This window comes from Yokenella regensburgei (genome assembly GCF_051486985.1).
GTDB lineage: Bacteria > Pseudomonadota > Gammaproteobacteria > Enterobacterales > Enterobacteriaceae > CBFFRJ01.
On record NZ_JAHVDV010000005.1, the window covers coordinates 99574 to 126512 of the forward strand.

The 26939-nt window shown below is 52.6% G+C and carries 20 protein-coding genes; 16 read left to right on the top strand and 4 right to left on the bottom strand.

The annotated features are described in order from the left end of the window. The first annotated feature begins 81 nt into the window (after positions 1-81). From rpsA to KXR87_RS05760, 9 genes are all read left to right on the top strand, one after another. On the top strand, positions 82-1755 hold the full coding sequence (rpsA, locus tag KXR87_RS05720) for a 30S ribosomal protein S1 (protein WP_437431300.1): 1674 nt from the start codon (positions 82-84) through the stop codon (positions 1753-1755). Positions 1756-1970: 215 nt separating this feature from the next. Beyond that, on the top strand, positions 1971-2255 hold the full coding sequence (gene ihfB / locus KXR87_RS05725) for an integration host factor subunit beta (RefSeq protein WP_437431301.1): 285 nt from the start codon (positions 1971-1973) through the stop codon (positions 2253-2255). A 214-nt stretch (positions 2256-2469) separates the two neighbouring features. Continuing rightward, complete coding sequence (locus tag KXR87_RS05730) at positions 2470-4734, top strand: ComEC family protein (protein WP_437431302.1); 2265 nt, start codon at positions 2470-2472, stop codon at positions 4732-4734. Between the two features lie 36 nt (positions 4735-4770). Continuing rightward, positions 4771-6519 carry a lipid A ABC transporter ATP-binding protein/permease MsbA gene (msbA, locus tag KXR87_RS05735; RefSeq protein WP_437431303.1) on the top strand — a complete coding sequence of 583 codons (1749 nt, stop codon included), beginning with the start codon at positions 4771-4773 and terminating at the stop codon, positions 6517-6519. Further along, complete coding sequence (gene lpxK / locus KXR87_RS05740; RefSeq protein ID WP_437431304.1) at positions 6516-7493, top strand: tetraacyldisaccharide 4'-kinase; 978 nt, start codon at positions 6516-6518, stop codon at positions 7491-7493. The genes msbA and lpxK overlap by 4 nt, the downstream gene beginning before the upstream one ends. A 36-nt stretch (positions 7494-7529) precedes the next feature. After that, entirely contained in the window at positions 7530-8759 is a 1230-nt protein-coding gene (locus KXR87_RS05745; protein ID WP_437431305.1) for a winged helix-turn-helix domain-containing protein, read from the top strand. Between the two features lie 54 nt (positions 8760-8813). Continuing rightward, positions 8814-8996: a protein YcaR gene (ycaR, locus tag KXR87_RS05750; RefSeq protein WP_437431306.1), complete on the top strand. Its 183-nt coding sequence runs from the start codon at positions 8814-8816 to the stop codon at positions 8994-8996. Beyond that, positions 8993-9739, top strand: coding sequence for a 3-deoxy-manno-octulosonate cytidylyltransferase (gene kdsB, locus KXR87_RS05755; protein ID WP_437431307.1), 747 nt, complete (start codon positions 8993-8995; stop codon positions 9737-9739). Before ycaR ends, kdsB begins: the two co-directional genes overlap by 4 nt. A 139-nt stretch (positions 9740-9878) precedes the next feature. Continuing rightward, complete coding sequence (locus KXR87_RS05760) at positions 9879-10772, top strand: YcbJ family phosphotransferase (RefSeq protein ID WP_437431308.1); 894 nt, start codon at positions 9879-9881, stop codon at positions 10770-10772. Here KXR87_RS05760 and elyC read toward each other — a convergent pair. Then, entirely contained in the window at positions 10749-11528 is a 780-nt protein-coding gene (gene elyC, locus KXR87_RS05765) for an envelope biogenesis factor ElyC (RefSeq protein WP_437431309.1), read from the bottom strand. The two genes, KXR87_RS05760 and elyC, sit on opposite strands and share 24 nt — an antisense overlap. Before the next feature lie 118 nt (positions 11529-11646). Between elyC and cmoM the strand changes: the two genes are divergently transcribed. The 7 genes from cmoM to KXR87_RS05800 all read left to right on the top strand — a co-directional run bounded on the left by cmoM (position 11647) and on the right by KXR87_RS05800 (position 22337). Further along, a complete protein-coding gene (cmoM, locus tag KXR87_RS05770; RefSeq protein WP_437431310.1) occupies positions 11647-12441 on the top strand; it encodes a tRNA uridine 5-oxyacetic acid(34) methyltransferase CmoM in 795 nt (264 codons plus the stop codon). Next, positions 12434-13756 (top strand): chromosome partition protein MukF, encoded by a 1323-nt coding sequence (gene mukF, locus KXR87_RS05775; protein WP_437431311.1) that lies wholly within the window; start codon positions 12434-12436, stop codon positions 13754-13756. The genes cmoM and mukF overlap by 8 nt, the downstream gene beginning before the upstream one ends. Next, a complete protein-coding gene (gene mukE / locus KXR87_RS05780) occupies positions 13737-14441 on the top strand; it encodes a chromosome partition protein MukE (RefSeq protein ID WP_437431312.1) in 705 nt (234 codons plus the stop codon). Before mukF ends, mukE begins: the two co-directional genes overlap by 20 nt. Beyond that, positions 14441-18889, top strand: coding sequence for a chromosome partition protein MukB (gene mukB / locus KXR87_RS05785; protein ID WP_437431313.1), 4449 nt, complete (start codon positions 14441-14443; stop codon positions 18887-18889). The genes mukE and mukB overlap by 1 nt, the downstream gene beginning before the upstream one ends. A 177-nt stretch (positions 18890-19066) precedes the next feature. Beyond that, positions 19067-20929 (top strand): L,D-transpeptidase, encoded by a 1863-nt coding sequence (gene ldtD, locus KXR87_RS05790; protein ID WP_437431314.1) that lies wholly within the window; start codon positions 19067-19069, stop codon positions 20927-20929. Between the two features lie 185 nt (positions 20930-21114). Beyond that, the gene (locus tag KXR87_RS05795) at positions 21115-21663 is read left to right on the top strand and encodes a DUF882 domain-containing protein (RefSeq protein WP_437431315.1); all 549 of its coding nucleotides are present in this window, start codon (positions 21115-21117) and stop codon (positions 21661-21663) included. 26 nt (positions 21664-21689) lie between these two features. Further along, on the top strand, positions 21690-22337 hold the full coding sequence (locus KXR87_RS05800) for an MBL fold metallo-hydrolase (RefSeq protein WP_437431316.1): 648 nt from the start codon (positions 21690-21692) through the stop codon (positions 22335-22337). A 43-nt stretch (positions 22338-22380) separates the two neighbouring features. On the opposite strand, the gene KXR87_RS05805 is transcribed toward KXR87_RS05800, so the two are convergent. The 3 genes from KXR87_RS05805 to asnS all read right to left on the bottom strand — a co-directional run bounded on the left by KXR87_RS05805 (position 22381) and on the right by asnS (position 26848). Next, positions 22381-23571, bottom strand: coding sequence for an amino acid aminotransferase (locus KXR87_RS05805; RefSeq protein ID WP_437431317.1), 1191 nt, complete (start codon positions 23569-23571; stop codon positions 22381-22383). A gap of 184 nt (positions 23572-23755) precedes the next feature. After that, the gene (locus KXR87_RS05810) at positions 23756-24859 is read right to left on the bottom strand and encodes a porin (protein WP_437431318.1); all 1104 of its coding nucleotides are present in this window, start codon (positions 24857-24859) and stop codon (positions 23756-23758) included. 588 nt (positions 24860-25447) lie between these two features. After that, positions 25448-26848 carry an asparagine--tRNA ligase gene (gene asnS / locus KXR87_RS05815; protein WP_437431319.1) on the bottom strand — a complete coding sequence of 467 codons (1401 nt, stop codon included), beginning with the start codon at positions 26846-26848 and terminating at the stop codon, positions 25448-25450. Between the last annotated feature and the right edge of the window lie 91 nt (positions 26849-26939).

Consider the following 26939-nt stretch of genomic DNA (forward strand, 5'->3'; position numbering starts at 1 on the left):
TGGAGTGTTAGCGGGTATGTTAAACAACCCCATCCGGCACGGAGCCAGGTGGACGTTAAATATGAAACCTGAAGATTAAACATGACTGAATCTTTTGCTCAACTATTTGAAGAATCCTTAAAAGAAATCGAAACCCGTCCGGGTTCCATCGTCCGTGGTGTTGTTGTTGCTATCGACAAAGATATCGTACTGGTTGACGCTGGTCTGAAATCTGAGTCTGCCATTCCGGCAGAGCAGTTCAAAAACGCCCAGGGCGAGCTGGAAATCCAGGTTGGTGACGAAGTTGACGTTGCTCTGGATGCAGTGGAAGACGGCTTCGGTGAAACCCTGCTGTCCCGTGAAAAAGCTAAACGTCACGAAGCTTGGATCACGCTGGAAAAAGCTTACGAAGACGCTGAAACTGTGGTTGGTGTTATCAACGGCAAAGTTAAAGGTGGCTTCACTGTTGAGCTGAATGGTATTCGCGCGTTCCTGCCAGGTTCCCTGGTTGACGTTCGTCCAGTTCGCGACACGCTGCAACTGGAAGGCAAAGAGCTTGAGTTCAAAGTTATCAAGCTGGACCAGAAGCGTAACAACGTTGTTGTATCCCGTCGTGCCGTTATCGAATCCGAAAACAGCGCAGAACGCGATCAGCTGCTGGAAAACCTGCAGGAAGGCATGGAAGTCAAAGGTATCGTTAAGAACCTCACTGACTACGGCGCATTCGTTGATCTGGGCGGCGTTGATGGCCTGCTGCACATCACCGACATGGCGTGGAAACGCGTTAAGCACCCGAGCGAAATCGTAAACGTTGGCGACGAAATCACTGTTAAAGTGCTGAAATTCGACCGCGAACGTACTCGTGTTTCCCTGGGCCTGAAACAGCTGGGCGAAGATCCGTGGGTCGCTATCGCTAAGCGTTATCCGGAAGGTACCAAACTGACTGGTCGCGTGACCAACCTGACCGACTACGGCTGCTTCGTTGAAATCGAAGAAGGCGTTGAAGGCCTGGTTCACGTTTCCGAAATGGATTGGACCAACAAAAACATCCACCCGTCCAAAGTTGTTAACGTTGGCGATGTAGTGGAAGTTATGGTTCTGGATATCGACGAAGAACGTCGTCGTATCTCCCTGGGTCTGAAGCAGTGCAAAAACAACCCATGGCAGCAGTTCGCGGAAACCCACAACAAGGGCGACCGTGTTGAAGGTAAAATCAAGTCTATCACTGACTTCGGTATCTTCATCGGCCTGGACGGCGGCATCGACGGCCTGGTTCACCTGTCTGACATCTCCTGGAACGTTACAGGCGAAGAAGCAGTTCGTGAATACAAGAAAGGCGACGAAATCGCAGCCGTTGTTCTGCAGGTTGACGCAGAGCGTGAGCGTATCTCCCTGGGCGTTAAACAGCTCGCAGAAGATCCGTTCAACAACTGGGTTGCAGTGAACAAGAAAGGCGCAATCGTAAACGGTAAAGTCACTGCAGTTGACGCTAAAGGCGCAACCGTAGAACTGGCTGACGGCGTTGAAGGTTACCTGCGCGCTTCTGAAGCTTCCCGTGACCGTGTTGAAGATGCAACGCTGGTTCTGAACGTTGGTGATGACGTAGAAGCGAAATTCACCGGTGTGGATCGTAAGAACCGCGCAATCAGCCTGTCTGTTCGTGCTAAAGACGAAGCTGACGAGAAAGATGCTATCGCGACTGTTAACAACAAACAGGAAGACGGTAACTTCTCTAACGCTATGGCTGAAGCCTTCAAAGCAGCTAAAGGCGAGTAATTTCTCAACATCATTCAGATAATGACGGATTGTTGAATGCAAACCCCGATTAATTTCGGGGTGAGCAGTCAAAGCAGATCTTCATTCAGTCTGAAGAATGATGAGGATACTTGACAGATTACAGATTTCGTCCTGTAATCAAGCACAAAGGGCGGCTACGGCCGCCCTTGTTCAAGCTGTTAAGCTAATTTGCCATGAAGGAAACCGGAGGAATCATGACCAAGTCAGAATTGATTGAAAGACTTGCCAGCCAGCACTCGCACATTCCGGCAAAAGCCGTAGAAGATGCAGTAAAAGAGATGCTGGAGCATATGGCCTCTACTCTTGCCCAGGGTGAGCGTATTGAGATCCGCGGTTTCGGTAGTTTTTCTCTGCACTATCGTGCACCTCGCACCGGACGTAACCCGAAAACGGGCGATAAAGTGGATCTGGAAGGAAAATACGTTCCGCACTTTAAGCCGGGTAAAGAGTTGCGTGACCGCGCCAATATTTATGAATAAGTTTCAGTTTACTGAGGCTTAACCAGTGAAAAGCACCGATAAGGTGCTTTTTTCGTTTCAGGCCCTGCGTGGGCAAAACCTGAACCGCTCCCGCAGATTTCTTGTTGGCCGATGCAAAACCTGAACTCGATTTCGGGGCTCGCCGTAAATCTTCTCTTTCTGCGCAGACACTGCTGATAGCGCCATTCACACTCACCACAACAAGGAGGTGTGAATGACATTACCTGCCCTGGCGATGTGTCTCAATCTGGGATTAATACCGCTCTTATTTCTACCGAAACTACCCGGCCTGCACTTCCTCTGGTGGATGATTGCAGCGGCATGTGTGCTGGCGGGGCAGCGTAGACGTATCCTACGATACGCAGGATTTGCGCTGTTGTTTTTTGCGTGGGGAGTGTTGGCTGCACGGCAACAGATATGGCCTATGGCGTTTATTCCGGGAAGCAGCCAGAAAGTGAAGGTGGTTATTACCGATACGGATCGTGCGACGACCCATTTTGCCACTATTACCCATCTGAACGGTAAACGCCTTTACCCTGCGCCTGGCATTGTATTCTATGGTCAATATTTGCCTGAAGCTGTATGTGCAGGTCAGCAATGGGAAATGGTGATTCGGGCGAGGGCAATACACGGGCAACTTAACGCGGGTGGTTTCGACACACAGCGGCACGCGTTATCCATTCATCAGCCACTCACAGGACGATTCATCACCGCCAGAGCCATCAGCAGTGAGTGCAGCAGACGGGGCCTGTTCGTTAATTCACTGACAAAGAGGCTCGAGCCCTTTCACTGGCAAGCCGTCATACTGGCCCTGGGGCTGGGAGAACGCACCTCGCTGGATGCAGAAACTAAAGACATCATGCGCGAGACAGGTACCGCGCATTTAATGGCGATATCCGGACTGCATATTGCCTTAACGGCTGTACTCGGCGGGCTGTTCGCCCGAGGCATACAGTTCTTCTTCCCGGCACACTGGATAAACTGGCGTCTGCCGCTGTATGTCGGCGTCATTTTCGCGATTTATTATGCGTGGCTTACCGGGATGCAACCCCCGGCGTTCAGAACGGCAATTTCTCTCGGCGTATGGGCAGGGTTACGCCTTTCTGGTCGACAATGGAGTCCCTGGCAAGTCTGGGGGTGCTGTGTTGCTGGTATCTTATTTGTTGATCCTGTCGCGATATTGTCGCAAAGCCTGTGGCTTTCCGCCTTTGCTGTCGCCGCCCTTATTTTTTGGTATCAGTGGCTGCCACTCAGGACGAAAAGCATGGCCTGGTGGTATCGCGGACTGGTTAATCTGATCTACCTTCAGGTGGGGATGACGCTGTTACTGTTACCCCTGCAAATCCTCTCCTTTCATGGCGTAAGCGTGAGTTCCCTGGTGGCAAATCTGCTGGCAGTTCCGCTCGTGACCCTGATAACGGTTCCGCTCATCCTGATGGGCATGTTGCTTCATCTGACCGGGCCTCACGCAATTGAGACCCTCCTCTGGTTGCTTGCTGACGGTTCGTTAGATTTTCTCTTCTGGTTTTTACATGCTCTGCCCCCGGGGTGGCTGAATGTCGACGCGCGCTGGCTGGCAATGGGGGGAGTACCCTGGGTTGTTTTGATTCTCCTGCGTTTGCAACTTTTTCGTTCGGTGCCAGGCCTGTGTCTGGTCGCGTTGAGCGCGATGCTGATACCGCTATTTCGTTATCCGACCCCCGATACCTGGCGTGTGCATATGCTGGATGTGGGGCAGGGACTTGCGATGGTGATTGAGCGCAACGGTAAAGCCATTCTCTATGACACAGGGTTGGCCTGGCCGGGCGGCGACAGTGCAAAACAGTTGATAATTCCCTGGCTCCGCTGGCACCACTTAGAGCCTGAAGGCATTATTCTTAGCCATGATCATCTCGATCATCGCGGCGGGCTAGATACGCTTATGCGTCTCTGGCCGGCACTCTGGGTCCGAAGTCCGGTTAATTCTAAAAACTACCAACCTTGCTGGCGCGGGGAGAAATGGCAGTGGCAGGGTTTAACCTTTACGGCACACTGGCCGCTAAGGGATTCGCGAATGGGAGGGAATAATCTTTCCTGCGTGGTGAAAGTTGAAGAGGGCAAACACAGCATTCTGCTCACCGGAGATATTGAAACTTCCGCAGAGCTCGCGATGTTGCGTCACTACTGGCAGCATCTGGCAGCAAGCGTCATTCAGGTTCCACATCATGGCAGTAATACGTCTTCAACGTTGCCCTTTATTCAAAGAGTAAATGGAGCTGCGGCTCTGGTATCAGCATCACGCTATAACGCATGGCGTCTGCCGTCGGAAAAAGTAAAAAACCGTTATCTTCAGGAGGGATACAAATGGTATGACACACCGCATCATGGGCAAATTACCGTGCAATTTTCACCTGATACCTGGACCATAGTCAGCCTGCGCGAGCATATTTTCCCACGCTGGTATCATCAGTGGTTTGGCGTCCCTGGCGATAACGGGTAGAATATGCGGCTCTTTCAACAAGTGCTGGTTTTTTGAATGCATAACGACAAAGATCTCTCAACATGGCAAACATTTCGCCGCCTCTGGCCCATGATTGCGCCGTTTAAAGCGGGGTTGTTCGTCTCGGGAGTAGCGTTAATCCTCAACGCCGCCAGCGATACCTTCATGCTATCGCTTCTTAAACCGTTACTGGATGATGGTTTTGGCAAAACGGACCGTTCAGTGCTGCTGTGGATGCCACTGGTGGTTATCGGGCTGATGATTTTACGCGGCATCACCAGCTATATTTCAAGTTACTGTATATCCTGGGTGTCCGGCAAAGTGGTAATGACCATGCGCCGTCGGCTTTTCAGCCATATGATGGGTATGCCTGTCTCTTACTTCGATAAGCAGTCGACAGGCACCTTGTTGTCGCGCATTACCTATGATTCTGAACAGGTTGCCTCTTCCTCTTCCAGTGCCCTGATCACCGTGGTGCGTGAAGGTGCATCTATCATCGGCCTTTTTGTCATGATGTTTTATTACAGCTGGCAGCTGTCGGTGATTTTGATTGTGCTGGCCCCGGTCGTCTCCTTCGCCATCCGTGTGGTCTCAAAGCGCTTTCGTAACATCAGCAAAAATATGCAAAACACGATGGGTCAGGTCACCACCAGCGCCGAGCAGATGCTAAAAGGGCATAAAGAAGTACTGATGTTTGGTGGGCAGCAGGTTGAAACCAGCCGTTTTGACAAAGTCAGTAACAAAATGCGTCTGCAGGGTATGAAAATGGTCTCTGCCTCTTCAATTTCAGATCCCATTATTCAATTGATTGCCTCCCTTGCCCTGGCGTTCGTGCTTTACGCTGCCAGTTTTCCGAGTGTGATGGAGACACTGACCGCAGGTACCATTACCGTGGTCTTTTCATCCATGATAGCCCTGATGCGCCCACTGAAATCGCTGACGAACGTTAATGCGCAGTTCCAGCGTGGTATGGCAGCCTGTCAGACGTTATTTGCCATCCTCGACAGTGAGCAGGAAAAAGACGAAGGTCAACGGGTCATCGAGCGTGCGCAAGGTGATATTGAGTTTCGCAATGTGACCTTCACCTACCCTGGTCGTGAAACGCCAGCGTTACGTAATATCAACCTGAAAATCCCGGCGGGCAAAACCGTGGCGCTGGTGGGGCGGTCAGGTTCGGGTAAGTCGACAATGGCAAGCCTGATCACGCGCTTTTACGATATTGATGAAGGCGAAATCCTGATGGACGGTCACGATTTGCGCGAGTACAAACTGACCTCACTGCGTAATCAGGTTGCTCTGGTTTCGCAGAATGTCCATCTGTTCAACGACACGGTAGCCAATAATATTGCTTACGCCCGCACTGAAGCGTTTAGTCGCGAGCAGATAGAGCAGGCGGCGAAAATGGCCTATGCCATGGACTTTATCAGCAAGATGGACAACGGCCTTGACACCATTATTGGTGAAAACGGGGTGTTGCTTTCAGGGGGGCAACGTCAGCGTATCGCTATCGCGCGTGCCCTGCTCCGTGACAGTCCAGTTTTGATCCTTGATGAAGCGACATCGGCATTAGATACGGAATCTGAACGTGCCATTCAGTCTGCCCTCAATGAGTTGCAAAAAAACCGCACCTCGCTGGTTATTGCGCACCGCCTGTCTACCATTGAACAGGCTGATGAGATAGTCGTGGTGGAAGAGGGGCGTATTGTTGAGCGTGGAAGTCATACCGAGCTGCTGGCACAACGCGGTGTCTACGCCCAGTTACATAAAATGCAGTTTGGCGAATGATAGCCCGCATCTGGTCTGGTGAGTCACCTTTATGGCTGCTTTTGCTGCCCTTCTCCTGGCTTTATGGCCTGGTGAGCAGCATCATTCGGTTAAGCTGGCGTATCGGATTGCGTAAACCCTGGCGTGCGCCCGTCCCGGTGGTGGTGGTCGGTAATCTGACGGCGGGAGGGAACGGCAAAACCCCGGTTGTCATCTGGCTGGTAGAACAGTTACAGCAACAGGGAGTACGCGTGGGTGTGGTGTCTCGCGGATATGGCGGAAAGGCGGCGCACTATCCCCTGGTGCTCACAGTGGACACGACAACGGCAGAGGCGGGTGATGAACCCGTACTTATTTATCAACGAACGGGCGCAACGGTGGCCGTTTCCCCCTCCCGGGTTGATGCAGTGAAAGCGCTGCTGGCACACGACCCGGTTCAGCTTATCGTGACGGACGATGGTTTACAGCATTATCGTCTTCATCGTGATAAAGAGATCGTGGTCATTGATGGTGTCCGCCGTTTTGGCAACGGCTGGTGGTTGCCGGCAGGGCCAATGCGCGAACGAGCCTCGCGCCTGAAGACCGTGGACGCCATCATTACGAATGGGGGCGTTGCGTCTGCGGATGAAATTGCGATGCACCTGAAACCGGGCACCGCAGTGAATGTGCGCACCGGGGAGCATCGCGACGTCCGGGAACTTAACCATCTTGTCGCAATGGCTGGTATCGGGCATCCACCGCGTTTTTTTGCCACCCTCGCACAATGTGGCGTGACGCTTGAAGGGGAGGTTGCCCTTGCCGACCACCAGGCGCTCTTTGAAGCGGATGTGGTTAAGTTACTGAGCAGCGGGCAGAGCCTTATCATGACGGAAAAGGACGCGGTAAAATGCCGCGCCTTCGCCCATGAGAACTGGTGGTATCTCCCTGTTGATGCGCATCTTGACGGGGATAAGGCTGCCACACTGTTAAAGGATCTATTAACCCTGGTGCGCTAGCGATTTGTCGGGTGCACACTGTCTACCGGGAAGCTTATGTCAGCGCCGCTTATTTCATTGCAACTTGCCCGACAACTCCACCTTGCCGCTCAGGGATTGCTGCAAAAACCAACCCGAAGCGCGAAACCTGAGGATATTCTTTCTACCGTCCAGCGCATGTCACTGCTGCAAATCGATACGATCAATATTGTGGCACGCAGCCCCTATATCGTGCTCTTCAGTCGGCTTGGCAGTTATCCTCCCGTCTGGCTGGACGAGGCGCTACGTCGTGGAGAGCTCATGGAATATTGGGCTCACGAAGCCTGTTTCTTACCCCGTACTGATTTCAGGTTGATCCGCCACCGTATGCTCGCGCCAGAAAAGATGGGCTGGAAATATCGTCCAGAATGGATGCAGGAGCATGCCGTGGAAATCGAGGCGCTGGTGGCCCATATCGGGCAGCATGGCCCGGTGCGCTCAGCGGATTTTGAACACCCCCATAAAGGAAGCAGTGGCTGGTGGGACTGGAAGCCCCATAAACGTCATCTGGAGGGATTATTCACCTCGGGCAGGGTGATGGTGACAGAACGGCGTAATTTCCAGCGTGTCTATGATCTCACCGCACGCGTCATGCCAGAGTGGGATGATGAACGCGATAGCCTTTCACAAACGCAGGCTGAAATTCTGATGCTGGAAAACAGCGCCCGCAGCCTCGGTATCTTCCGGGCATCATGGCTGGCTGACTACTATCGTCTGCGAAAACTCTCTCTGCCGGTTTTACTGGAAAGATTACAGGCAGAAAACGTTATTGTTCCGGTCAACATCGAGACCCTTGGTCCCGCGTGGCTGCACACCAGTTTGCTCCCTCTGTTGGAAAAGGGGATGGCAGGAAAACTCAACGCCACGCACAGTGCCGTACTTTCTCCTTTTGACCCGGTTGTCTGGGACAGAAAGCGCGCCGAACAGCTTTTTAATTTCAGCTATCGGCTGGAATGTTACACGCCTGCGCCCAAACGGCAGTTTGGATACTTCGTATTGCCGCTACTGCATCGGGGGCGTCTGGTAGGCAGAATGGATGCCAAAATGCACCGTAAAACGAATGTGCTGGAGATTATCGCGCTCTTTCTTGAGGCCGGAGTGAAACCGAATAAGCGCCTTAATAACGAGCTGAAAAGTGCCATTACCGATTTTGCCCGTTGGCAGGGAGCGGTGCGTATTACCTTTGGCCGCCTTCCCGATGGTCTCTTTACAGATATTCATCAGGGGCTGGAAATAGACGCGGTCTGATAAATGAATATGTTAATATTTAACAATCTCACGTCCGGTCCATCAGGAGGAAACATGGATCATCGGTTGCTGGAAATCATTGCCTGCCCGGTTTGCAACGGCAAACTGTATTACAGTCAGGATAAGCAAGAATTAATCTGCAAGCTGGATAGCCTCGCCTATCCGGTCCGCGAGGGAATTCCGGTTCTTTTAGAAACAGAAGCCCGCCCATTGACAGAAGATGAGAGTCGACCATGAGTTTCGTAGTCATTATTCCCGCCCGCTATGCGTCAACCCGGTTGCCCGGAAAACCGTTAGTGGATATCAACGGTAAACCAATGGTTGTGCATGTGCTGGAGCGTGCACGAGAATCTGGTGCCGATCGTATTATCGTTGCTACGGATCATGAAGAAGTGGCAAAGGCGGTCGAAGCGGCGGGCGGTGAAGTGTGTATGACACGCGCCGACCATCAGTCTGGAACCGAGCGTCTGGCAGAAGTGGTAGAAAAATGCGGGTTCAGCGATGACACGGTTATCGTTAACGTGCAGGGTGACGAACCCATGATCCCGCCGGTTATAATCCGTCAGGTTGCAGAGAATCTGGCGGCACGCGAGGTTGGTATGGCGACCCTGGCGGCGCCTGTCCATGATGCCGAAGAAGCATTCAACCCGAACGCGGTAAAAGTGGTACTGGACGCTGAGGGTTATGCATTGTATTTCTCCCGTGCGACCATTCCGTGGGACCGTGACCGTTTTGCCGTATCGAAAGAAACCATTGGCAATAGCGTACTGCGTCATCTTGGTATCTATGGCTACCGGGCCGGTTTTATTCGTCGCTACGTTAACTGGGAAGCCAGTCCGTTAGAAAATATTGAGATGCTGGAGCAACTGCGGGTGCTTTGGTACGGCGAAAAAATTCATGTTGCAGTCGCAACTCAAATTCCCGGTACCGGCGTCGATACCCCGGACGATCTGGAACGTGTCCGCGCCCAAATGCGCTAAGTTACCCTCTCATCCTCTCCGTCCGGAGGGGATTTGTTTTTTTACGCATATTCTCATCCTGATTTGATCTCGTCAGGGTGACTTCCCCGTGGCAGGCGCTCATTATAAAAAGCAGTGGTCTTCATGAGGGTAATCTTGTATGGAACAACTGCGTGCTGAACTGAGCCATCTGTTGGGTGAAAAGCTAAGCCGTATGGAATGTGTGAGCGAACGTCCTGATACGGCACTATGGTCGCTTTATGACAGCCAGGGTAATGCGATGCCCTTGCTGGCAAGAAGCTTCACCACGCCTGGGCTGGCGCGGCAACTGGCATGGAAAATCTCAATGCTGGCGCGCAGCGGTACGGTGCGTATGCCCGTGGTCTATGGAGTCATGACGCATGAAGAGCACCCGGGCCCGGATGTTCTGCTTATCGAACGCTTACGTGGGGTGTCGGTGGAAGCACCAGCGCGCACGCCGGAACGCTGGGAACAGCTTAAAGATCAGATTGTTGAAGGTTTACTGGCCTGGCACCGGCAGGACAGCCGTGGATGTGTCGGCACGGTAGACAGCACCCAGGAAAATATCTGGCCGTCCTGGTATCGCCAGCGAGTGGAAGTACTCTGGACCACGCTTAATCAGTATCAGAATACCGGGTTAACGATGCAGGATAAGCGTATTTTGTTTCGCACGCGCGAATGTCTGCCTGCACTGTTTGACGGATTTAACGATAACTGCGTACTGGTCCACGGAAATTTTAACCTGCGAAGCATGCTGAAAGATGCGCGTAGCGACCAACTGCTGGCGATGGTGGGGCCTGGAATAATGCTCTGGGCTCCGCGTGAATATGAGCTGTTCCGCCTCGCGGAGGGGGCGCTGTCAGAAGGGCTGCTTTGGCACTATCTCCAGCGCGCACCCGTTTCTGAAGCCTTTATGTGGCGGCGCTGGTTGTATCTGCTCTGGGATGAAGTGGCGCAGTTAGTCAACACCGGCCACTTCAATCGCGACAATTTCAATTTAGCCTCGAAATCACTCCTGCCCTGGCTTGCCTGACTCCCCTTTCAGCCACTGCCAGACCCGCCCAAGCGTTTCGTACCCAACCCGGTCACTGTGCATCAGCCAGACCGGGGAGGGGATTGCGCTTTCCCAGGGATTAAGCGGTGAATGAATGGCCAACTGATTGGCAGGGGCGGGAAGGGGATGCAGACCAGCCTGACGGAAAAAGATGACCGCTCTCGGCATATGGGATGCTGAAGTAACAAGCAGAAAAGGAGCATCACCGATCGCGGCTTTGACCGCTGCGGCCTCTTCTTCCGTATCTTTTGGACTATCGAGGGTGAGGATATCGCTGCGTGGAACGCCAAGGCTCTCTGCGACACGAGCGCCGGCTTCAGCGGTGCTGACCGGATTGGTTCGTGCGGCCGCCCCGGTAAAAATCATTCTGGCGCCAGGATTTTCCCGCCACAGGCGGATGCCTTCAGTGAGGCGAGGCAGGCTGTTATTGATTAGGTTTGAGCTGGGTGCCCACTCATCATTCCAGGTGTAACCACCGCCCAGGACCACGATATAATTAACCCGCTGTTCGCCCCGCCAGGTGGGGTAGCTGTTTTCAATCGGCCCAAGCAGGCCGTCAGCGACGGGCTGTAAGCTAATCATGAATAAGACCATCCAGCTTACGGTAATGATACTTTTCCCCGTTCTCTGCCACCGACTAAACCAGACCAGTGCTATCCCTGTTCCAATCAGTAGCAACAAAAAGGGCAAAGGCAACATCAGGCCGCCAATGTATTTTTTGAGGGTGAAAAGCATCGCTTCCGTCTCCTTTTTGACCATACAGCGCGTGTTTCTGGGCGATCTTACACCAGGTGGGTTCATTCTCGGCACGGCTGTGACAAAATAGCGGTTTTGTCAGGATCGTGGAGCGGTCATGCAGGATCGTAATTTCGACGGCATCGCAGAGAAATTCTCGCGAAACATTTATGGCACCACCAAGGGCCAACTGCGTCAGGCGATCCTCTGGCAAGATCTCGACGCGTTGCTGGCAGAAGCTGGAGAGCGGCCGCTTCGGGTGCTGGATGCAGGAGGCGGTGAGGGCCAGACGGCAATCCAGATGGCGCTGCGGGGGCATCATGTCACGCTGTGTGATGTCTCAAAAGAGATGATTGAGCGGGCCCGCGTTGCGGCGCAGGAGAAAGGTGTGAGCGGAAATATGCATTTTATACAGTGCGCCGCTCAGGATATTGCGCAGCATTTGGATTCGCCGGTCGATCTGATATTGTTCCATGCGGTGCTGGAGTGGGTCGCTGAGCCCACGGGCGTGCTGCAGGCCTTATGGTCAGTACTCAGCAGAGGCGGTGCGCTGTCATTGATGTTCTACAATGCGCACGGGCTGTTAATGCGCAATATGGTCGTCGGCAATTTCGACTACGTGCTGGCGGGTATGCCGAAAAAGAAAAAGCGTACGTTGTCCCCGGATTATCCGCGCCATCCGGATGAAGTCTATGGCTGGCTGAATGAGATAGGCTGGCATATTACCGGAAAAACTGGCGTCCGCGTTTTTCATGATTATCTGCGAGATAAGCATCAGCAGCAGGAGTGCTATAACGCCTTGCTTGAACTTGAAACACAATATTGTCGGCAGGAGCCCTACGTCAGCCTGGGTCGTTATATTCACGTGACCGCGATCAAGCCGCAGAGAGATGAAAGGATGAACGATGAGTGAATTTTCCCAGACAGTGCCCGAACTGGTTGCCTGGGCCCGAAAAAATGATTTTTCTATCGCCCTGCCGGTGGACAGGCTCTCATTTTTACTGGCCATCGCCACGTTAAACGGTGAGCGGCTGGATGGCGAAATGAGCGAAGGAGAGCTGGTGGACGCGTTCCGCCACGTCAGTGACGCGTTTGAACAGAGTAGCGACACCATCACTCAGCGCGCCAACAACGCCATCAATGATATGGTGCGTCAGCGTTTATTAAACCGTTTCACCAGTGAACTTGCTGAAGGCAATGCCATTTATCGCCTGACGCCGCTGGGAATGGGGATTACCGATTATTATATTCGCCAGCGTGAATTCTCCACGCTGCGACTCTCCATGCAGCTCTCAATTGTGGCGGCAGAATTAAAACGAGCCGCCGATGCTGCCCAGGAAGGGGGAGATGAATTCCACTGGCACCGCAATGTATATGCGCCGCTCAAATACTCCGTGGCCGAGATTTTCGACAGTATCGATTTGACCCAGCGTGTGATGGATGAACAGCAGCAACTGGTGAAAGATGATATTGCCCAGTTGCTGAATAAAGACTGGCGGGCGGCGATATCCAGCTGCGAACTGTTATTGTCGGAAACCTCCGGCACATTGCGTGAATTACAGGACACCCTGGATGCCGCAGGCGATAAGCTGCAGGCCAATCTCCTGCAGATCCAGGATGCGACCCTGGCACACAACGACCTTGAATTCGTAGACCGGCTTGTATTCGATTTGCAAAGCAAACTGGATCGCATCGTCAGTTGGGGGCAACAGGCGATAGATTTATGGATTGGTTACGACCGCCACGTGCACAAATTTATCCGTACCGCTATTGATATGGATAAGAACCGTGTCTTCGCCCAGCGGCTTCGTCAGTCCGTGCAGTCTTACTTTGATGCGCCCTGGACGCTCACGCATGCCAGCGCCGACAGGCTGCTGGATATGCGCGATGAAGAGATGGCGCTGCGGGACGAAGAGGTAACGGGTGAACTTCCACCGGATCTGGAATACGAAGAGTTCAACGAAATTCGCGAACAACTTGCGGCGATGATCGAAGAACAGCTCGCTATCTATAAGACAAAAGAGACGCCGCTGGATCTTGGTCTGGTTGTGCGCGAATATCTGCTGCGCTATCCACGTGCGCGGCATTTTGATGTTGCAAGGATCGTCATCGATCAGGCGGTACGCCTTGGCGTGGCGCAAGCAGATTTCACCGGACTGCCTCCTGAATGGCAGCCGATTAATGATTACGGAGCCAAGGTACAGGCGCATGTCATTGACAAATATTGAACAAATGATGCCGGTTAAACTGGCCCAGGCACTTTCTAACCCGCTTTTCCCGGCTCTGGACAGCGCCCTGCGTTCAGGTCGACATATCGGTCTTGATGAGCTGGACAACCATGCGTTCCTGATGGATTTTCAGGAATATATGGAAGAATTTTATGCCCGATACAATGTGGAATTAATCCGCGCTCCTGAAGGGTTCTTCTATTTACGTCCGCGGTCGACCACCCTTATCCCGCGTTCGGTGCTCTCTGAGCTGGATATGATGGTGGGTAAAATTCTCTGTTACCTCTATCTCAGCCCGGAACGCCTGGCGAATGAAGGTATTTTTACCCAGCAGGAGCTTTACGATGAGCTTCTGTCATTAGCGGATGAAACTCGTTTACTAAAACTGGTGAATAACCGTTCAACCGGTTCAGATCTGGACCGCCAGAAATTGCAGGAGAAGGTGCGTTCTTCACTGAACCGTCTGCGTCGTCTTGGCATGGTCTGGTTTATGGGTAATGACAGCAGCAAATTCCGGATAACAGAATCCGTATTCCGCTTTGGTGCCGACGTACGCTCCGGGGATGATGCGCGTGAAGCGCAGCGCCGGTTGATTCGTGACGGCGAAGCGATGCCCGTCGAAAATCATCTACAGCTTAATGACGATCCAGAAGAAAACCAGCCGGAAAGCGGAGAGGAAGAATAATGATTGATCGCGGTAAATTTCGCTCACTAACGCTGATTAACTGGAACGGTTTCTTTGCCCGTACGTTCGATCTGGATGAACTGGTCACAACCTTGTCCGGGGGCAACGGTGCGGGTAAGTCCACAACGATGGCTGCTTTTGTAACAGCACTTATTCCGGATCTCACCCTTCTGCACTTTCGCAATACCACCGAAGCGGGCGCGACCTCCGGTTCGCGCGACAAAGGTCTGCACGGAAAGCTGAGGGCGGGGGTCTGCTATGCCGTACTTGACGTCATCAACTCTCGTCACCAGCGCGTACTGGTGGGGGTACGTTTACAGCAGGTTGCGGGTCGCGACCGCAAAGTAGATATCAAGCCTTTTGCCATCCAGGGACTGCCGACCGCATTTTTACCAACGCAGCTTCTGACGGAGACAGTAAACGAACGTCAGGCCCGCGTACTGCCGCTGCAGGAAGTGAAAGACAAGCTCGACGAGATGGAAGGGGTGCAGTTTAAGCAGTTCAACTCCATCACCGACTACCATGCCCTGATGTTTGATTTGGGCATCGTGGCGCGTCGGTTGCGAACGGCGTCCGATCGCAGCAAATTCTACCGTCTGATTGAAGCGTCCCTTTATGGCGGCATCTCCAGCGCCATTACCCGTTCTCTGCGTGATTATCTGTTACCTGAAAACAGCGGCGTCCGTAAGGCGTTTCAGGATATGGAAGCTGCCCTGAGGGAGAACCGGATGACGCTGGAAGCCATCCGCGTCACCCAGTCTGACCGCGACCTGTTTAAGCATTTGATCAGCGAAGCCACCAACTATGTGGCAGCGGACTATATGCGTCACGCTAATGAACGTCGCGTTCATCTGGACAAAGCGCTGACCGACCGTCGCGATCTGTTCTCCTCACGCCAGCAGCTGGCGGCAGAGCAGTATAAACATGTCGATATGGCACGAGAGCTGGCTGAACAGAATGGCGCGGAAGGCGATCTTGAGGCTGATTATCAGGCTGCCAGCGATCACCTTAACCTGGTGCAGACCGCGTTGCGCCAGCAGGAGAAAATCGAGCGCTATGAGGCCGATCTGGAGGAGTTGCAGATTCGCCTCGAAGAGCAGACTGAAGTCGTGGCTGAAGCAACAGATCGTCAGGAAGAGAATGAAGCCCGGGCGGAAGCCGCAGAGCTTGAAGTTGACGAGCTTAAAAACCAGCTTGCCGATTACCAGCAGGCGCTGGATGTCCAACAGACCCGTGCCATTCAGTACAACCAGGCTTTGCAGGCGCTGCAACGAGCAAAAGAACTTTGCCAGTTACCTGATTTGACGTCAGACACCGCGGATGAGTGGCTGGAGACCTTCCAGGCGAAAGAGCGTGAAGCCACTGAAAGGCTGCTGACGCTGGACCAGCGCATGAGCGTGGCACAAACGGCGCACAGTCAGTTTGAGCAGGCTTACCAGTTGGTGGTTGCCATCAATGGCCCGCTCCCCCGCAGTGATGCCTGGAACGTTGCCCGTGAACTTCTTCGGGACGGGGTAAACCAGCGCCACCTGGCCGGTGAGGCGCAATCCTTACGGATGCGATTGAATGAGCTGGAGCAGCGTTTACGCGAACAGCAGGATGCCGAGCGGCTGCTGGCAGACTTTTGCAAACGCCAGGGTAAAACCTATGCCATTGATGAGCTTGAAGCACTACACCAGGAGCTGGAAGCGCAAATCGCAGCGCTCTCAGATACGGTTTCTGGTGCAGGCGAACAACGCATGGCGCTGCGCCAGGAGTTGGAGCAGCTGCAATCCCGTATCAAAACCCTGACCCTGCGTGCGCCCGTCTGGCTGGCGGCACAGAACAGCCTCAACCAGCTATGTGAGCAGAGCGCAGAGCAGTTTGAATCCGGCCAGGACGTCACCGAATACCTTCAGCAACTGCTGGAGCGTGAGCGTGAAGGCAGCGTAGAGCGTGACGAGGTAGGTGCACGTAAGCGTGCTGTCGACGACGAGATCGAACGCCTCAGCCAGCCAGGAGGGGCCGAAGATGGACGCCTTAATGCGTTGGCGGAACGTTTTGGCGGCGTGTTGTTGTCCGAAATCTATGATGACGTCAGCCTTGAGGATGCCCCTTACTACTCAGCGCTTTATGGCCCGTCGAGACACGCTATTGTGGTGCCGGATTTATCGCTGGTCTCAGAACAGCTGGAAGGTCTTGAGGACTGCCCGGAAGATCTCTATTTGATTGAAGGCGATCCGCAATCTTTTGATGACAGTGTGTTCGGCGTGGATGAGCTGGAAAAAGCGGTCGTTGTAAAAATTGCTGACAGACAGTGGCGTTATTCACGCTTTCCGTCCGTGCCCCTGTTCGGGCGAGCGGCGCGTGAAAGCCGGATTGAAAGCCTCCATGCGGAGCGTGAAGCGCTGTCTGAGCGTTTTGCGACCCTGTCCTTTGATGTGCAGAAAACCCAGCGTTTACACCAGGCTTTTAGCCGTTTCATCGGGAGCCATCTGGCCGTTGCGTTTGATGCCGATCCAGAAGCCGAGATACGCACGCTCAATAGCCGACGCGGCGAACTGGAGCGGGCCATCACTGCTCACGAGAACGATAATCAGCAAAATCGCACCCAGTTCGAGCAGGCCAAAGAGGGGGTGGCGCTGCTTAACCGACTGCTGCCACGTCTTAGCCTGCTGGCGGATGAAACGCTTGCCGATCGCGTGGATGAAATCCAGGAACGTCTGGATGAAGCTCAGGAAGCGGCCCGCTTTATTCAGCAGTACGGTAATCAGTTGGCGAAGCTGGAGCCGATAGTCTCGGTGCTGCAAAACGATCCTGAGCAGTTCGAACAGTTAAAAGAAGATTATGCGTTATCGCAGCAGGCGCAGCGTGATGCCCGTCAACAGGCCTTCGCGTTAGCCGAAGTGGTCCAGCGTCGTGCTCACTTTAGCTATTCCGATTCTGCCCAGATGCTCAGTGGTAATAACGATCTGAATGAGAAGTTGCGCCAGCGTCTGGAGCAGGCAGAAGCAGAGCGTAGCCGCACCCGTGAAGCGTTGCGTAGTCATGCAGCACAGCTTAGCCAGTACAATCAGGTTATGGCATCACTGAAAAGTTCGTTCGATACGAAGAAAGAGCTGCTGAACGATCTGCAAAAAGAGTTACAGGACATTGGCGTGCGTGCCGACAGTGGTGCGGAAGAGCGAGCGCGCATTCGCCGTGATGAGCTGCATGCGCAACTCTCCGGCAACCGTGCCCGCCGTAATCAACTGGAAAAAGCGCTGACGTTCTGTGAGGCGGAGATGGATAATCTGACCCGTAAACTCCGTCGTCTTGAACGCGACTATCATGAGATGCGCGAGCATGTCGTGACGGCAAAAGCTGGCTGGTGTGCGGTTATGCGCATGGTTAAAGATAATGGCGTTGAACGCCGTCTGCACCGTCGTGAACTTGCTTATCTTTCCGGAGATGAATTGCGTTCCATGTCGGATAAAGCCCTGGGTGCGTTGCGTCTTGCCGTCGCCGATAACGAGCATCTTCGTGATGTCCTGAGGATGTCGGAAGATCCGAAACGGCCTGAGCGCAAAATTCAGTTCTTCGTTGCGGTTTATCAGCATCTTCGTGAGCGTATCCGTCAGGATATTATCCGTACTGACGATCCGGTAGAAGCCATTGAACAGATGGAGATTGAGCTGAGTCGTCTGACGGAAGAGTTGACCTCACGTGAGCAGAAACTGGCCATCAGCTCCCGAAGCGTAGCGAACATTATTCGCAAAACTATCCAGCGTGAGCAGAACCGTATTCGTCAGTTGAACCAGGGTCTGCAAAGCGTCTCCTTTGGTCAGGTCAACAGCGTGCGGCTTAACGTGAACGTGCGGGAAACCCATGCCACCCTGCTGACGGTACTCTCGGAGCAGCATGAACAGCATCAGGATCTGTTTAACAGCAATCGTCTGAGCTTTTCGGAAGCCCTGGCGAAGTTGTATCAGCGCCTGAACCCGCAAATCGATCTGGGCCAGCGGACGCCGCAAACCATCGGGGAAGAGTTACTGGACTACCGTAACTATCTGGAAATGGAAGTGGAAGTAAACCGCGGTTCTGATGGATGGCTTCGTGCAGAATCGGGTGCGCTCTCTACCGGTGAGGCCATTGGTACCGGGATGTCGATTCTGGTGATGGTGGTACAGAGCTGGGAGGATGAAGCACGTCGTCTGCGTGGAAAAGATATTTCGCCCTGCCGACTGCTGTTCCTTGACGAAGCGGCACGTCTTGATGCCCGTTCCATTGCAACGCTGTTCGAGTTGTGCGAACGGCTTGAAATGCAGCTTATCATTGCCGCACCGGAAAATATCAGCCCTGAAAAAGGAACCACCTATAAGCTGGTACGTAAGGTTGTGCACAACAACGAGCACGTACATGTGGTAGGTCTGCGAGGTTTTGCTGCGCAGTTACCAGAAACGTTGCCGGGAACGGCTGACGCATCCTGATAACCTGAGCTCTCTGATGGCGGCAGATATGCCGCCATTTTTTTATCTAAAGAGGTCTGCTCAGCGTGAGTGGGTCTTTAAACTTCTTTACATTTGGTAAGGCAAATGCTTTTTTGTCTTTATATACTTAGAGAAAGAATGAAGTGATGCTGATTTACTGTGAACAGGGGGCAAGGGATGTTGCTTATGAAGTCGTATGGTCGTCGAATGTCTTCGTTGGGTTTATGCCTGACATTCGCACTCGCTCCACTGTTTAGCGCTCAGGCCGATGAGCCTGAAGTGGTGCCGGTTGATAGCTCAGCGACTCAGGGTTTTCAACCGACCGCGTTATCTCAACCGCTGGCGCAGTCTCCTGCGACAGCCATGATGGCAGGGTTAACGCCTTTCCCGAGTGAAAATGCGCCTGCTGAGGCGCGTGCATCTTTGCAGGGGATTCTTCCTGCTAACTGGTCGCCCGTTTACATGAACTCACTTGCGGCGCTTTATGCGGCACGTGAGATGAAACCGTTATGGGACAATCGCGAAGCCGTTCAGGCCTTCCAGCAACAGTTAGCTGAGATTGCCATCGCCGGCTTCCAGCCGCAGTTTACGACCTGGGTTGAGCTACTGACCGACCCTGCCGTTACCGGCATGGCAAGAGACGTAGTGCTTTCAGACGCGATGATGGGCTATCTCAATTATGTTGCCAGTATTCCGGTAAAAGGTAACCGCTGGCTTTACAGTACCAAACCCTATTCGCTGGAAACCCCGCCACTCTCGGTTATCAATCAGTGGCAACTGGCCCTGGATAATGGCGAGCTCGCCTCTTTTATTGCCAGTCTCGCACCGCAGCATCCCCAGTATGAGGTGATGCATAAGTCATTGCTGGCTTTAGTGGCCGACACCACCCCCTGGCCACAGCTGACCGGAACGGCATCCTTAAGGCCGGGTCAATGGAGCATTGATGTCCCGGCATTGCGTGAGATTTTGCAACGTAGCGGGATGATGGAAGCGCATCCGCATATTGCCCTGCCAGGCGATAACGACAGCGCGAACGTTGTCAGTCCTTCAGCTATTGCGGTTGAAGAGACAAAACCAGCCGTACCCGCGCCGGTAACGCAAGGTAAGAAAAAACCTGCTGTGGCTGCGGTACGCAGTGAATACGATCGTACGCTGGTAGAAGCAGTAAAACGCTTTCAGAGTGCACAGGGCCTGCATGCAGACGGTGTCATCGGGACAGCCACGCGTGACTGGCTCAATGTTACCCCAGCCCAGCGTGCGGGCTTGCTGGCGCTGAACATTCAGCGCCTGCGCTTGCTTCCCGGCAAGCTCTCAACGGGCATTATGGTTAATATTCCGCAATATTCGCTGGTCTATTACCTGAATGGTAATGAGGTGCTGGCATCAAAAGTCATTGTCGGTCGCCCGGATCGTAAAACGCCCATGATGAGCAGCGCGCTGAATAATGTGGTTGTTAACCCGCCCTGGAACGTCCCGCCAACGCTTGCGCGCAAAGATATTTTACCAAAAGTCTGGAATGACCCCGGGTACCTTGAACGTCACAACTATACGGTTCTGCGGGGCTGGAACAGCAAAGAGGCGATTGACCCCTGGATGGTCGACTGGGCGACGATTACCCCGTCTAACATGCCGTTTCGTTTCCAGCAGGCCCCAGGCGCGCACAACTCGCTTGGGCGTTATAAGTTCAATATGCCGAGCTCTGACGCGATTTACCTGCATGACACACCAAACCACGCCCTCTTTCAAAAGGAGGCTCGTGCGCTTAGCTCTGGCTGCGTGAGGGTGAATAAATCCTCTGAGCTTGCCAATATGTTATTACAGGATGCAGGCTGGAATGACACTCGCATTTCTGACGCATTAAAAGGGGGAGATACCCGTTACGTTAATATTCGCCAGAATATTCCGGTCAATCTCTATTACCTGACTGCTTTTGTTGGTGCGGACGGACGCACGCAATATCGTACAGATATTTACAATTATGATTTACCGGCTCGTTCGGGGGCGAAAATCCTGGCGAAGGCGGAACAATTAATCAGATAAATGAAGACGTTCTGAAAACATCGTTGTCGTCATAACCAGGAAATACGGACGGGATCTGTCCAAACGCCCGTATTTCCTGGTGTCTGGCTGCCTTGACGCAGGCGTTATTGCCCGGTAAGGTGCCTTTCGTGCCTAATAATGTGCATAAAATACGATCACTTTGCTTTCTTGAAGACCTGAATATCATGGACAAATTTGACGCTAATCGCCGCAAATTGTTGGCATTAGGTGGTATTGCCCTTGGTGCAGCCATCTTACCTCAACGTGCATTTGCAACCCTATCAACGCCACGCCCACGTATTTTAACGCTGAATAATCTTCACACCGGCGAAACTATTAAGGCCGAGTTTTTCGATGGTAAGGGCTATATTCAGGATGAATTAGCAAAACTGAACCATTTTTTCCGTGACTACCGCGCGAACAAAATAAAAACCATCGATCCTAAATTGTTTGATCAGCTTTTCCGCCTGCAGGGTCTGCTGGGAACGCGTAAGCCGGTACAACTGATTTCAGGGTATCGCTCCATTGATACCAACAATGAACTCCGTGCCCATAGCCGTGGGGTCGCCAAAAAAAGCTACCACACCAAAGGTCAGGCGATGGATTTTCATATTGAAGGGATTTCTCTGAGCAATGTTCGCAAAGCTGCGTTATCTATGCGCGCGGGTGGTGTAGGATATTACCCCAGCAGTGACTTTGTGCATATTGATACCGGGCCGTTACGGCACTGGTAATTCTCAGACGGAAAAACAGGAGCAGTATGAACTATCGTATTATTCCGGTGACGGCATTCTCGCAGAATTGTTCGTTAATCTGGTGTGAAGAAACCCGGCAGGCTGCCGTGGTCGATCCCGGCGGCGATGCAGAACGCATCATAAAAGAAGTCGATGCTTCCGGCGTAACCTTGACACAGATTTTGCTCACGCATGGTCATCTGGATCATGTGGGAGCAGCCGCTGAACTGGCGCAACACTACGGTGTGCCTGTTATCGGTCCGGAAAAAGAAGATGAGTTCTGGTTACAAGGCTTGCCCGCGCAGAGTCGCATGTTTGGTCTGGATGACTGCCAGCCTTTAACCCCCGATCGCTGGCTGAACGAAGGGGATGAGGTGAGCGTTGGCAATGTTAAATTGCAGGTGCTGCATTGCCCCGGTCACACGCCCGGCCATGTGGTTTTCTTCGATGCGCTCTCACGCTTACTGATTTCCGGCGACGTCATATTTAAAGGTGGCGTCGGGCGCAGTGATTTTCCGAAAGGCGATCACCGGCAATTGATTGATTCCATCCGGGTTAAGCTGCTGCCGCTGGGTGATGATGTGACCTTTGTGCCCGGACATGGCCCCATATCAACGCTGGGTCATGAGCGTTTGCATAATCCCTTCCTGCAGGATGAACTCCCTGTCTGGTAAATAAAAAAAGCCGCGAAAGCGGCTTTTTTATGATCACCCTGACTCAAAGCACGGCGACAATGGCTTCACATAACGGTGCCATATTATCTGGCGTCATTCCGGCGACATTGACGCGCCCCGACGCGACAGCGTACACCCCGAACTCTTCCCGCAGACGCAGAACCTGCTCTTTCGTCAGACCGCTGAACGAGAACATGCCGTTCTGTTTAGTGATAAAGCTGAAATCGCGGTTTGCACCTTTATCCTGCAGAGTATTTACGAACAGCAAACGCATACGCTGAATGCGCTGACGCATATCCGTCAGCTCCTGTTCCCAGATAGCGCGCAGAGCATCATTGCCAAGGATGGTCGCCACCACAGAAGCGCCGTGTGCGGGTGGGTTGGAGTAGTTCGCACGAATGGTCGCTTTCATCTGGCTGAAAGCGCGGTCGGCGGTTTCACTATTGGCTGTGACCAGTGTGCAGGCGCCGACACGTTCATTATAAAGGCCAAAGTTTTTAGAGAAGGAGCTGGCGACAATCAGTTCTTCATGAAGCGCAGCAAAGGCACGTAACCCTTCCGCATCCTCTTCCAGGCCACGAGCGAAACCCTGATAGGCAAAGTCAAAGAGCGGGAGCCAGCCTTTTTCTACTGACAGTCTGGCCAGCGTTTCCCACTGCTCCAGCGTCGGGTCGATCCCGGTAGGGTTATGGCAGCAACCGTGGAACAGGACCACGTCCCCTGCGACAGCACCTTCAAGGCTTGCCAGCATGCCATCAAAATCAAGCGCATGGTGTTGCGCATCGTAATAGGCGTAATCGCACACTTCCAGACCCGCGGAATTGAACACGCCTTTATGGTTTGGCCAGCTCGGATTACTTACCCACACGCGCTTAGCTGAAGTATTTTTGGCCAGGAAATCAGCCGCGACACGCAAACCGCCCGTGCCACCTGGTGTCTGTGCCGTACGGGCGCGTTTGTCACTGATAATGGCGCTGCCCTTTCCGAACAGCAGTTCCTGGGTGCAACGACCAAATTCAGGAATACCGTCTATGCCGAGGTAATTCTTGGTGGTTTCATTTTCCAGCAGATATTGTTCAGCTTTTTTTACGCTGGTCAGAACAGGGGTTTTGCCGGTTTCGTCTTTATAGACACCAATACCCAGGTTGATTTTGGTTGGACGTTCATCGGCGCGAAACAGATCGGCTAAACCCAGAATAGGGTCAGCCGGGGCAGCGGTTATAATCTCAAACATGACAAGGTTCCATTGTGATGACAGAAGGGAGGTCCGCTATCAGGGTAACGGGAGAACCAGTGATTGCCAACCGTTTGCAATAAAAAGCGTGCGTCTTTTTGCACGACAGAAGGTTGTTCTTCCATAAAGCAAAAAACAGGGCCGAAGCCCTGTTTATCATGCATATAATAACGAGGTATGCTGATTAGAACTGGTAAGTTACACCCAGAGTTACGTTATCGGAGGTACCAACCCAGGAGTAGTACTGGCTGTCTTTGTCATCCAGCAGGTTGATACGGTAGTCGCCGTATACGTTGAAGTTTTTGTTGAAGTAGTAGTACGCACCAACGGTCACGTATTTAGCCAGGTCGTTGGAAACGGTGTTGCCGTTGTTATCCAGGCCCAGTGCTTTGCCGGTGGACTGAACGTAAGATACGGACGGACGCAGGCCGAAGTCGAACTGGTACTGTGCGATAACTTCGAAGTTCTGAGTTTTGTTAGCAACAGATTTGTCGTCGTTAACTCTGTTACCAAGGATGCTGGTGTTACGGGTTTCTGCGTAAACAGTTGCCAGGTAGACGTTGTTCGCATCATATTTTGCACCAACAGCCCAGCTCTCTGCTTTCTCGCCTTTGCCGTCGTCTTTCTGGTATTTGGTACGGTTAGCGGTGCTGTATGCGCCGATCACGCCGAAGCCTTCACCGAACTCATAGCCCAGGGAGGTACCGAAACCGTCGCCGTTGCCACGTTCGATGTCGTCGCTACGATCGTTTTTGCCCTGATACTGCAGCGCCAGGCTCAGACCATCAGCCAGACCGAAGAAGTTGCTGTTACGGTAGGTCAGAACACCGGTAGAACGGCTGGTCATGTAGTTATCGGTGTTACCGCCACCCCAGGTTTCGCCGGAGAAGGACGGAGACATATCGGTGTAAGATTCTACATCGTAAACCACGCCGTAGTTACGGCCGTAGTCCAGAGAGCCCGCGTCAGTTACTTTGATACCAGCGAATGCCAGACGGGTAACGTTGTCCTGGTTGCCTTCAGCTTTGCCCGCTTTGGTACGGTATTCCCATTGGCCGTAACCGGTAACATCGCTGTTTACCTGAGTTTCGCCTTTGAAGCCGATCTGACCGTAAGAGGAGTCCTGGTTAGTAGTGCTATCGCCGGAGGTGGTGAAGCCGTGCTCACCAACAACTTTCCCGTACAGGTCCAGTTTGTTGCCGTTTTTATTGTAAACTTCAGCAGCATTTGCTGCGCCAGCTACCAGCAGGGCAGGGATGACCACTGCCAGGATATTGCGCTTCATCATTATTTATTACCCTCATTGGTTTTTTTGAACACCTGCCACTGCCTCCAATAAATTCCGTCAATAATAATTTACGGAACTATTGATGAGAGTTTGGTGTCTTTCTGTGTCTGAGAGGCATCTTTCCATTCATATAATCGTTTCGCTAGCCTGAAAGTGCTACAAATGTCTTAAAGAAGTAACAGAAAGCAATATTATGTAATAATTTATGAATTTTAAGGAACTTTGTGAACCAACTCAAAGTTCAGAGACAATCGTCGATAAAAACAGCCATTCTTATCCTATTTATATGAATTACTTATAATTAATAAAGATAACGGGATTTCTTATTCAAGAATCGTTCTCAACAAGCTTTTGCTTATGACGAGGTTCAGCCATCTGGATTGCTGTGTATATTTTATCCAAATGTGCTATTCGATGAGGAAAAACTAATCCGCAAGAAAGGTGGGGGTTATTTTTTGTTCAGGAATGTTTCAACGACAGGCAGGTAAATTCAGGTCAACATGGTAACGCGGAGTCAGTATGGCAAAGGCAAATGAAGAAACCATGACAGTGGAGTAAAAAGGCCAGCACCGGCTGGCCTTTATGTTTTTAGAAAGTGGCGCTACGCGGAGTTCGCGGGAAGGGAATTACGTCACGGACGTTCTGCACGCCGGTCACATAGGCAATGAGACGTTCAAAACCAAGCCCAAACCCGGAATGCGGCACGGTGCCATAGCGACGAAGATCGCGATACCACCAATAATCTTCTTTATTCAGGCCCATTTCCGCCATACGTGCATCCAGCACATCCAGACGCTCTTCACGTTGAGAACCACCGATGATTTCACCAATTCCCGGCGCAAGAACATCCATTGCGGCGACGGTCTTTCCATCATCGTTGAGACGCATATAGAAAGCTTTGATCTCTTTTGGATAGTTTTTCACCACAACCGGTGCTTTAAAATGTTTCTCAGCAAGGTAGCGTTCATGTTCGGAAGAGAGATCAACGCCCCAGTAAACCGGATTTTCAAACGACTGACCGCAGTTTTCAAGGATAGTGATGGCATCGGTGTAATCGACCTGAGCAAAATCCGCTGCAACAAAGCGTTCAAGACGAGCGATAGCATCTTTGTCGACACGTTCAGCGAAGAACTTAAGATCGTCCATACGTTCTGTCAGCACCGCGTTAAAGGCGTATTTCAGCATGGCTTCTGCCAGACGGGCGTTATCTTCCAGATCGGCAAAGGCGACTTCCGGTTCCAGCATCCAGAACTCAGCGAGATGGCGGCTGGTATTGGAGTTTTCGGCGCGGAAGGTTGGGCCAAAGGTGTAAATTTTCGACAACGCACAGGCATAGGTTTCGCCGTTCAGCTGACCGGAAACGGTCAGGAAAGACTCTTTACCAAAGAAATCTTTGTCAAAATCGACTTTGCCCTGTGGATTACGCGGCAGGTTTTCCAGATCCAGCGTCGACACGCGGAACATCTCGCCAGCCCCTTCGGTATCGGAAGCGGTAATAAGTGGGGTCGAAACCCAGAAGAAGCCCTGCTCGTCGAAGAAGCGGTGCAAAGCCTGCGCCAGCGTATGGCGAACACGCGCAACGGCACCAATCATGTTGGTGCGCGGACGCAGGTGAGCCACTTCACGCAGGTACTCAATGCTGTGACGTTTAGCCGCCATCGGATAGGTATCCGGATCTTCAACCCAACCGGTCACTTCGACTTTTGTCGCCTGGATTTCCAGGTTCTGGCCTTCACCAGGCGATTCCACCACAACACCCGTAACAACGACGGAGCAACCGGTAGTCAGGCGCAGTACGTCTTCATTGTAATTGGGCAGAGAATTATTAATAACGGCCTGTACAGGATCAAAGCAGGAACCGTCGTAAACGGCGAGGAAGGAGATGCCAGCTTTTGAATCTCGGCGGGTGCGCACCCATCCACGTACGGTGACTTCTTGGTCAACGGCAACGCGGCTATGGATGACGTCGGCTACAGGCACAACGCTCATAATATTCTCTCTGTTAATTGTCTGGAAAAAATAACCATTTATCCGCCCGTAAAAGGGGGGATACCTATGTTACCTGGCGAGCGCCATCAGA

Excerpts from the sequence above, each read along its gene's own strand:
- ycaR (WP_437431306.1), top strand. The coding sequence starts at position 8,814 with ATGGATCATCGGTTGCTGGAAATCATTGCCTGCCCGGTTTGCAACGGC.
- elyC (WP_437431309.1), bottom strand. The coding sequence starts at position 11,528 with ATGCTTTTCACCCTCAAAAAATACATTGGCGGCCTGATGTTGCCTTTG.
- KXR87_RS05800 (WP_437431316.1), top strand. The coding sequence starts at position 21,690 with ATGAACTATCGTATTATTCCGGTGACGGCATTCTCGCAGAATTGTTCG.
- mukB (WP_437431313.1), top strand. The coding sequence starts at position 14,441 with ATGATTGATCGCGGTAAATTTCGCTCACTAACGCTGATTAACTGGAAC.
- mukF (WP_437431311.1), top strand. The coding sequence starts at position 12,434 with ATGAGTGAATTTTCCCAGACAGTGCCCGAACTGGTTGCCTGGGCCCGA.
- rpsA (WP_437431300.1), top strand. The coding sequence starts at position 82 with ATGACTGAATCTTTTGCTCAACTATTTGAAGAATCCTTAAAAGAAATC.
- kdsB (WP_437431307.1), top strand. The coding sequence starts at position 8,993 with ATGAGTTTCGTAGTCATTATTCCCGCCCGCTATGCGTCAACCCGGTTG.
- ihfB (WP_437431301.1), top strand. The coding sequence starts at position 1,971 with ATGACCAAGTCAGAATTGATTGAAAGACTTGCCAGCCAGCACTCGCAC.
- cmoM (WP_437431310.1), top strand. The coding sequence starts at position 11,647 with ATGCAGGATCGTAATTTCGACGGCATCGCAGAGAAATTCTCGCGAAAC.
- KXR87_RS05745 (WP_437431305.1), top strand. The coding sequence starts at position 7,530 with ATGTCAGCGCCGCTTATTTCATTGCAACTTGCCCGACAACTCCACCTT.
- KXR87_RS05795 (WP_437431315.1), top strand. The coding sequence starts at position 21,115 with ATGGACAAATTTGACGCTAATCGCCGCAAATTGTTGGCATTAGGTGGT.
- mukE (WP_437431312.1), top strand. The coding sequence starts at position 13,737 with ATGTCATTGACAAATATTGAACAAATGATGCCGGTTAAACTGGCCCAG.
- msbA (WP_437431303.1), top strand. The coding sequence starts at position 4,771 with ATGCATAACGACAAAGATCTCTCAACATGGCAAACATTTCGCCGCCTC.
- KXR87_RS05810 (WP_437431318.1), bottom strand. The coding sequence starts at position 24,859 with ATGATGAAGCGCAATATCCTGGCAGTGGTCATCCCTGCCCTGCTGGTA.
- lpxK (WP_437431304.1), top strand. The coding sequence starts at position 6,516 with ATGATAGCCCGCATCTGGTCTGGTGAGTCACCTTTATGGCTGCTTTTG.
- KXR87_RS05760 (WP_437431308.1), top strand. The coding sequence starts at position 9,879 with ATGGAACAACTGCGTGCTGAACTGAGCCATCTGTTGGGTGAAAAGCTA.
- KXR87_RS05805 (WP_437431317.1), bottom strand. The coding sequence starts at position 23,571 with ATGTTTGAGATTATAACCGCTGCCCCGGCTGACCCTATTCTGGGTTTA.
- ldtD (WP_437431314.1), top strand. The coding sequence starts at position 19,067 with ATGTTGCTTATGAAGTCGTATGGTCGTCGAATGTCTTCGTTGGGTTTA.
- KXR87_RS05730 (WP_437431302.1), top strand. The coding sequence starts at position 2,470 with ATGACATTACCTGCCCTGGCGATGTGTCTCAATCTGGGATTAATACCG.
- asnS (WP_437431319.1), bottom strand. The coding sequence starts at position 26,848 with ATGAGCGTTGTGCCTGTAGCCGACGTCATCCATAGCCGCGTTGCCGTT.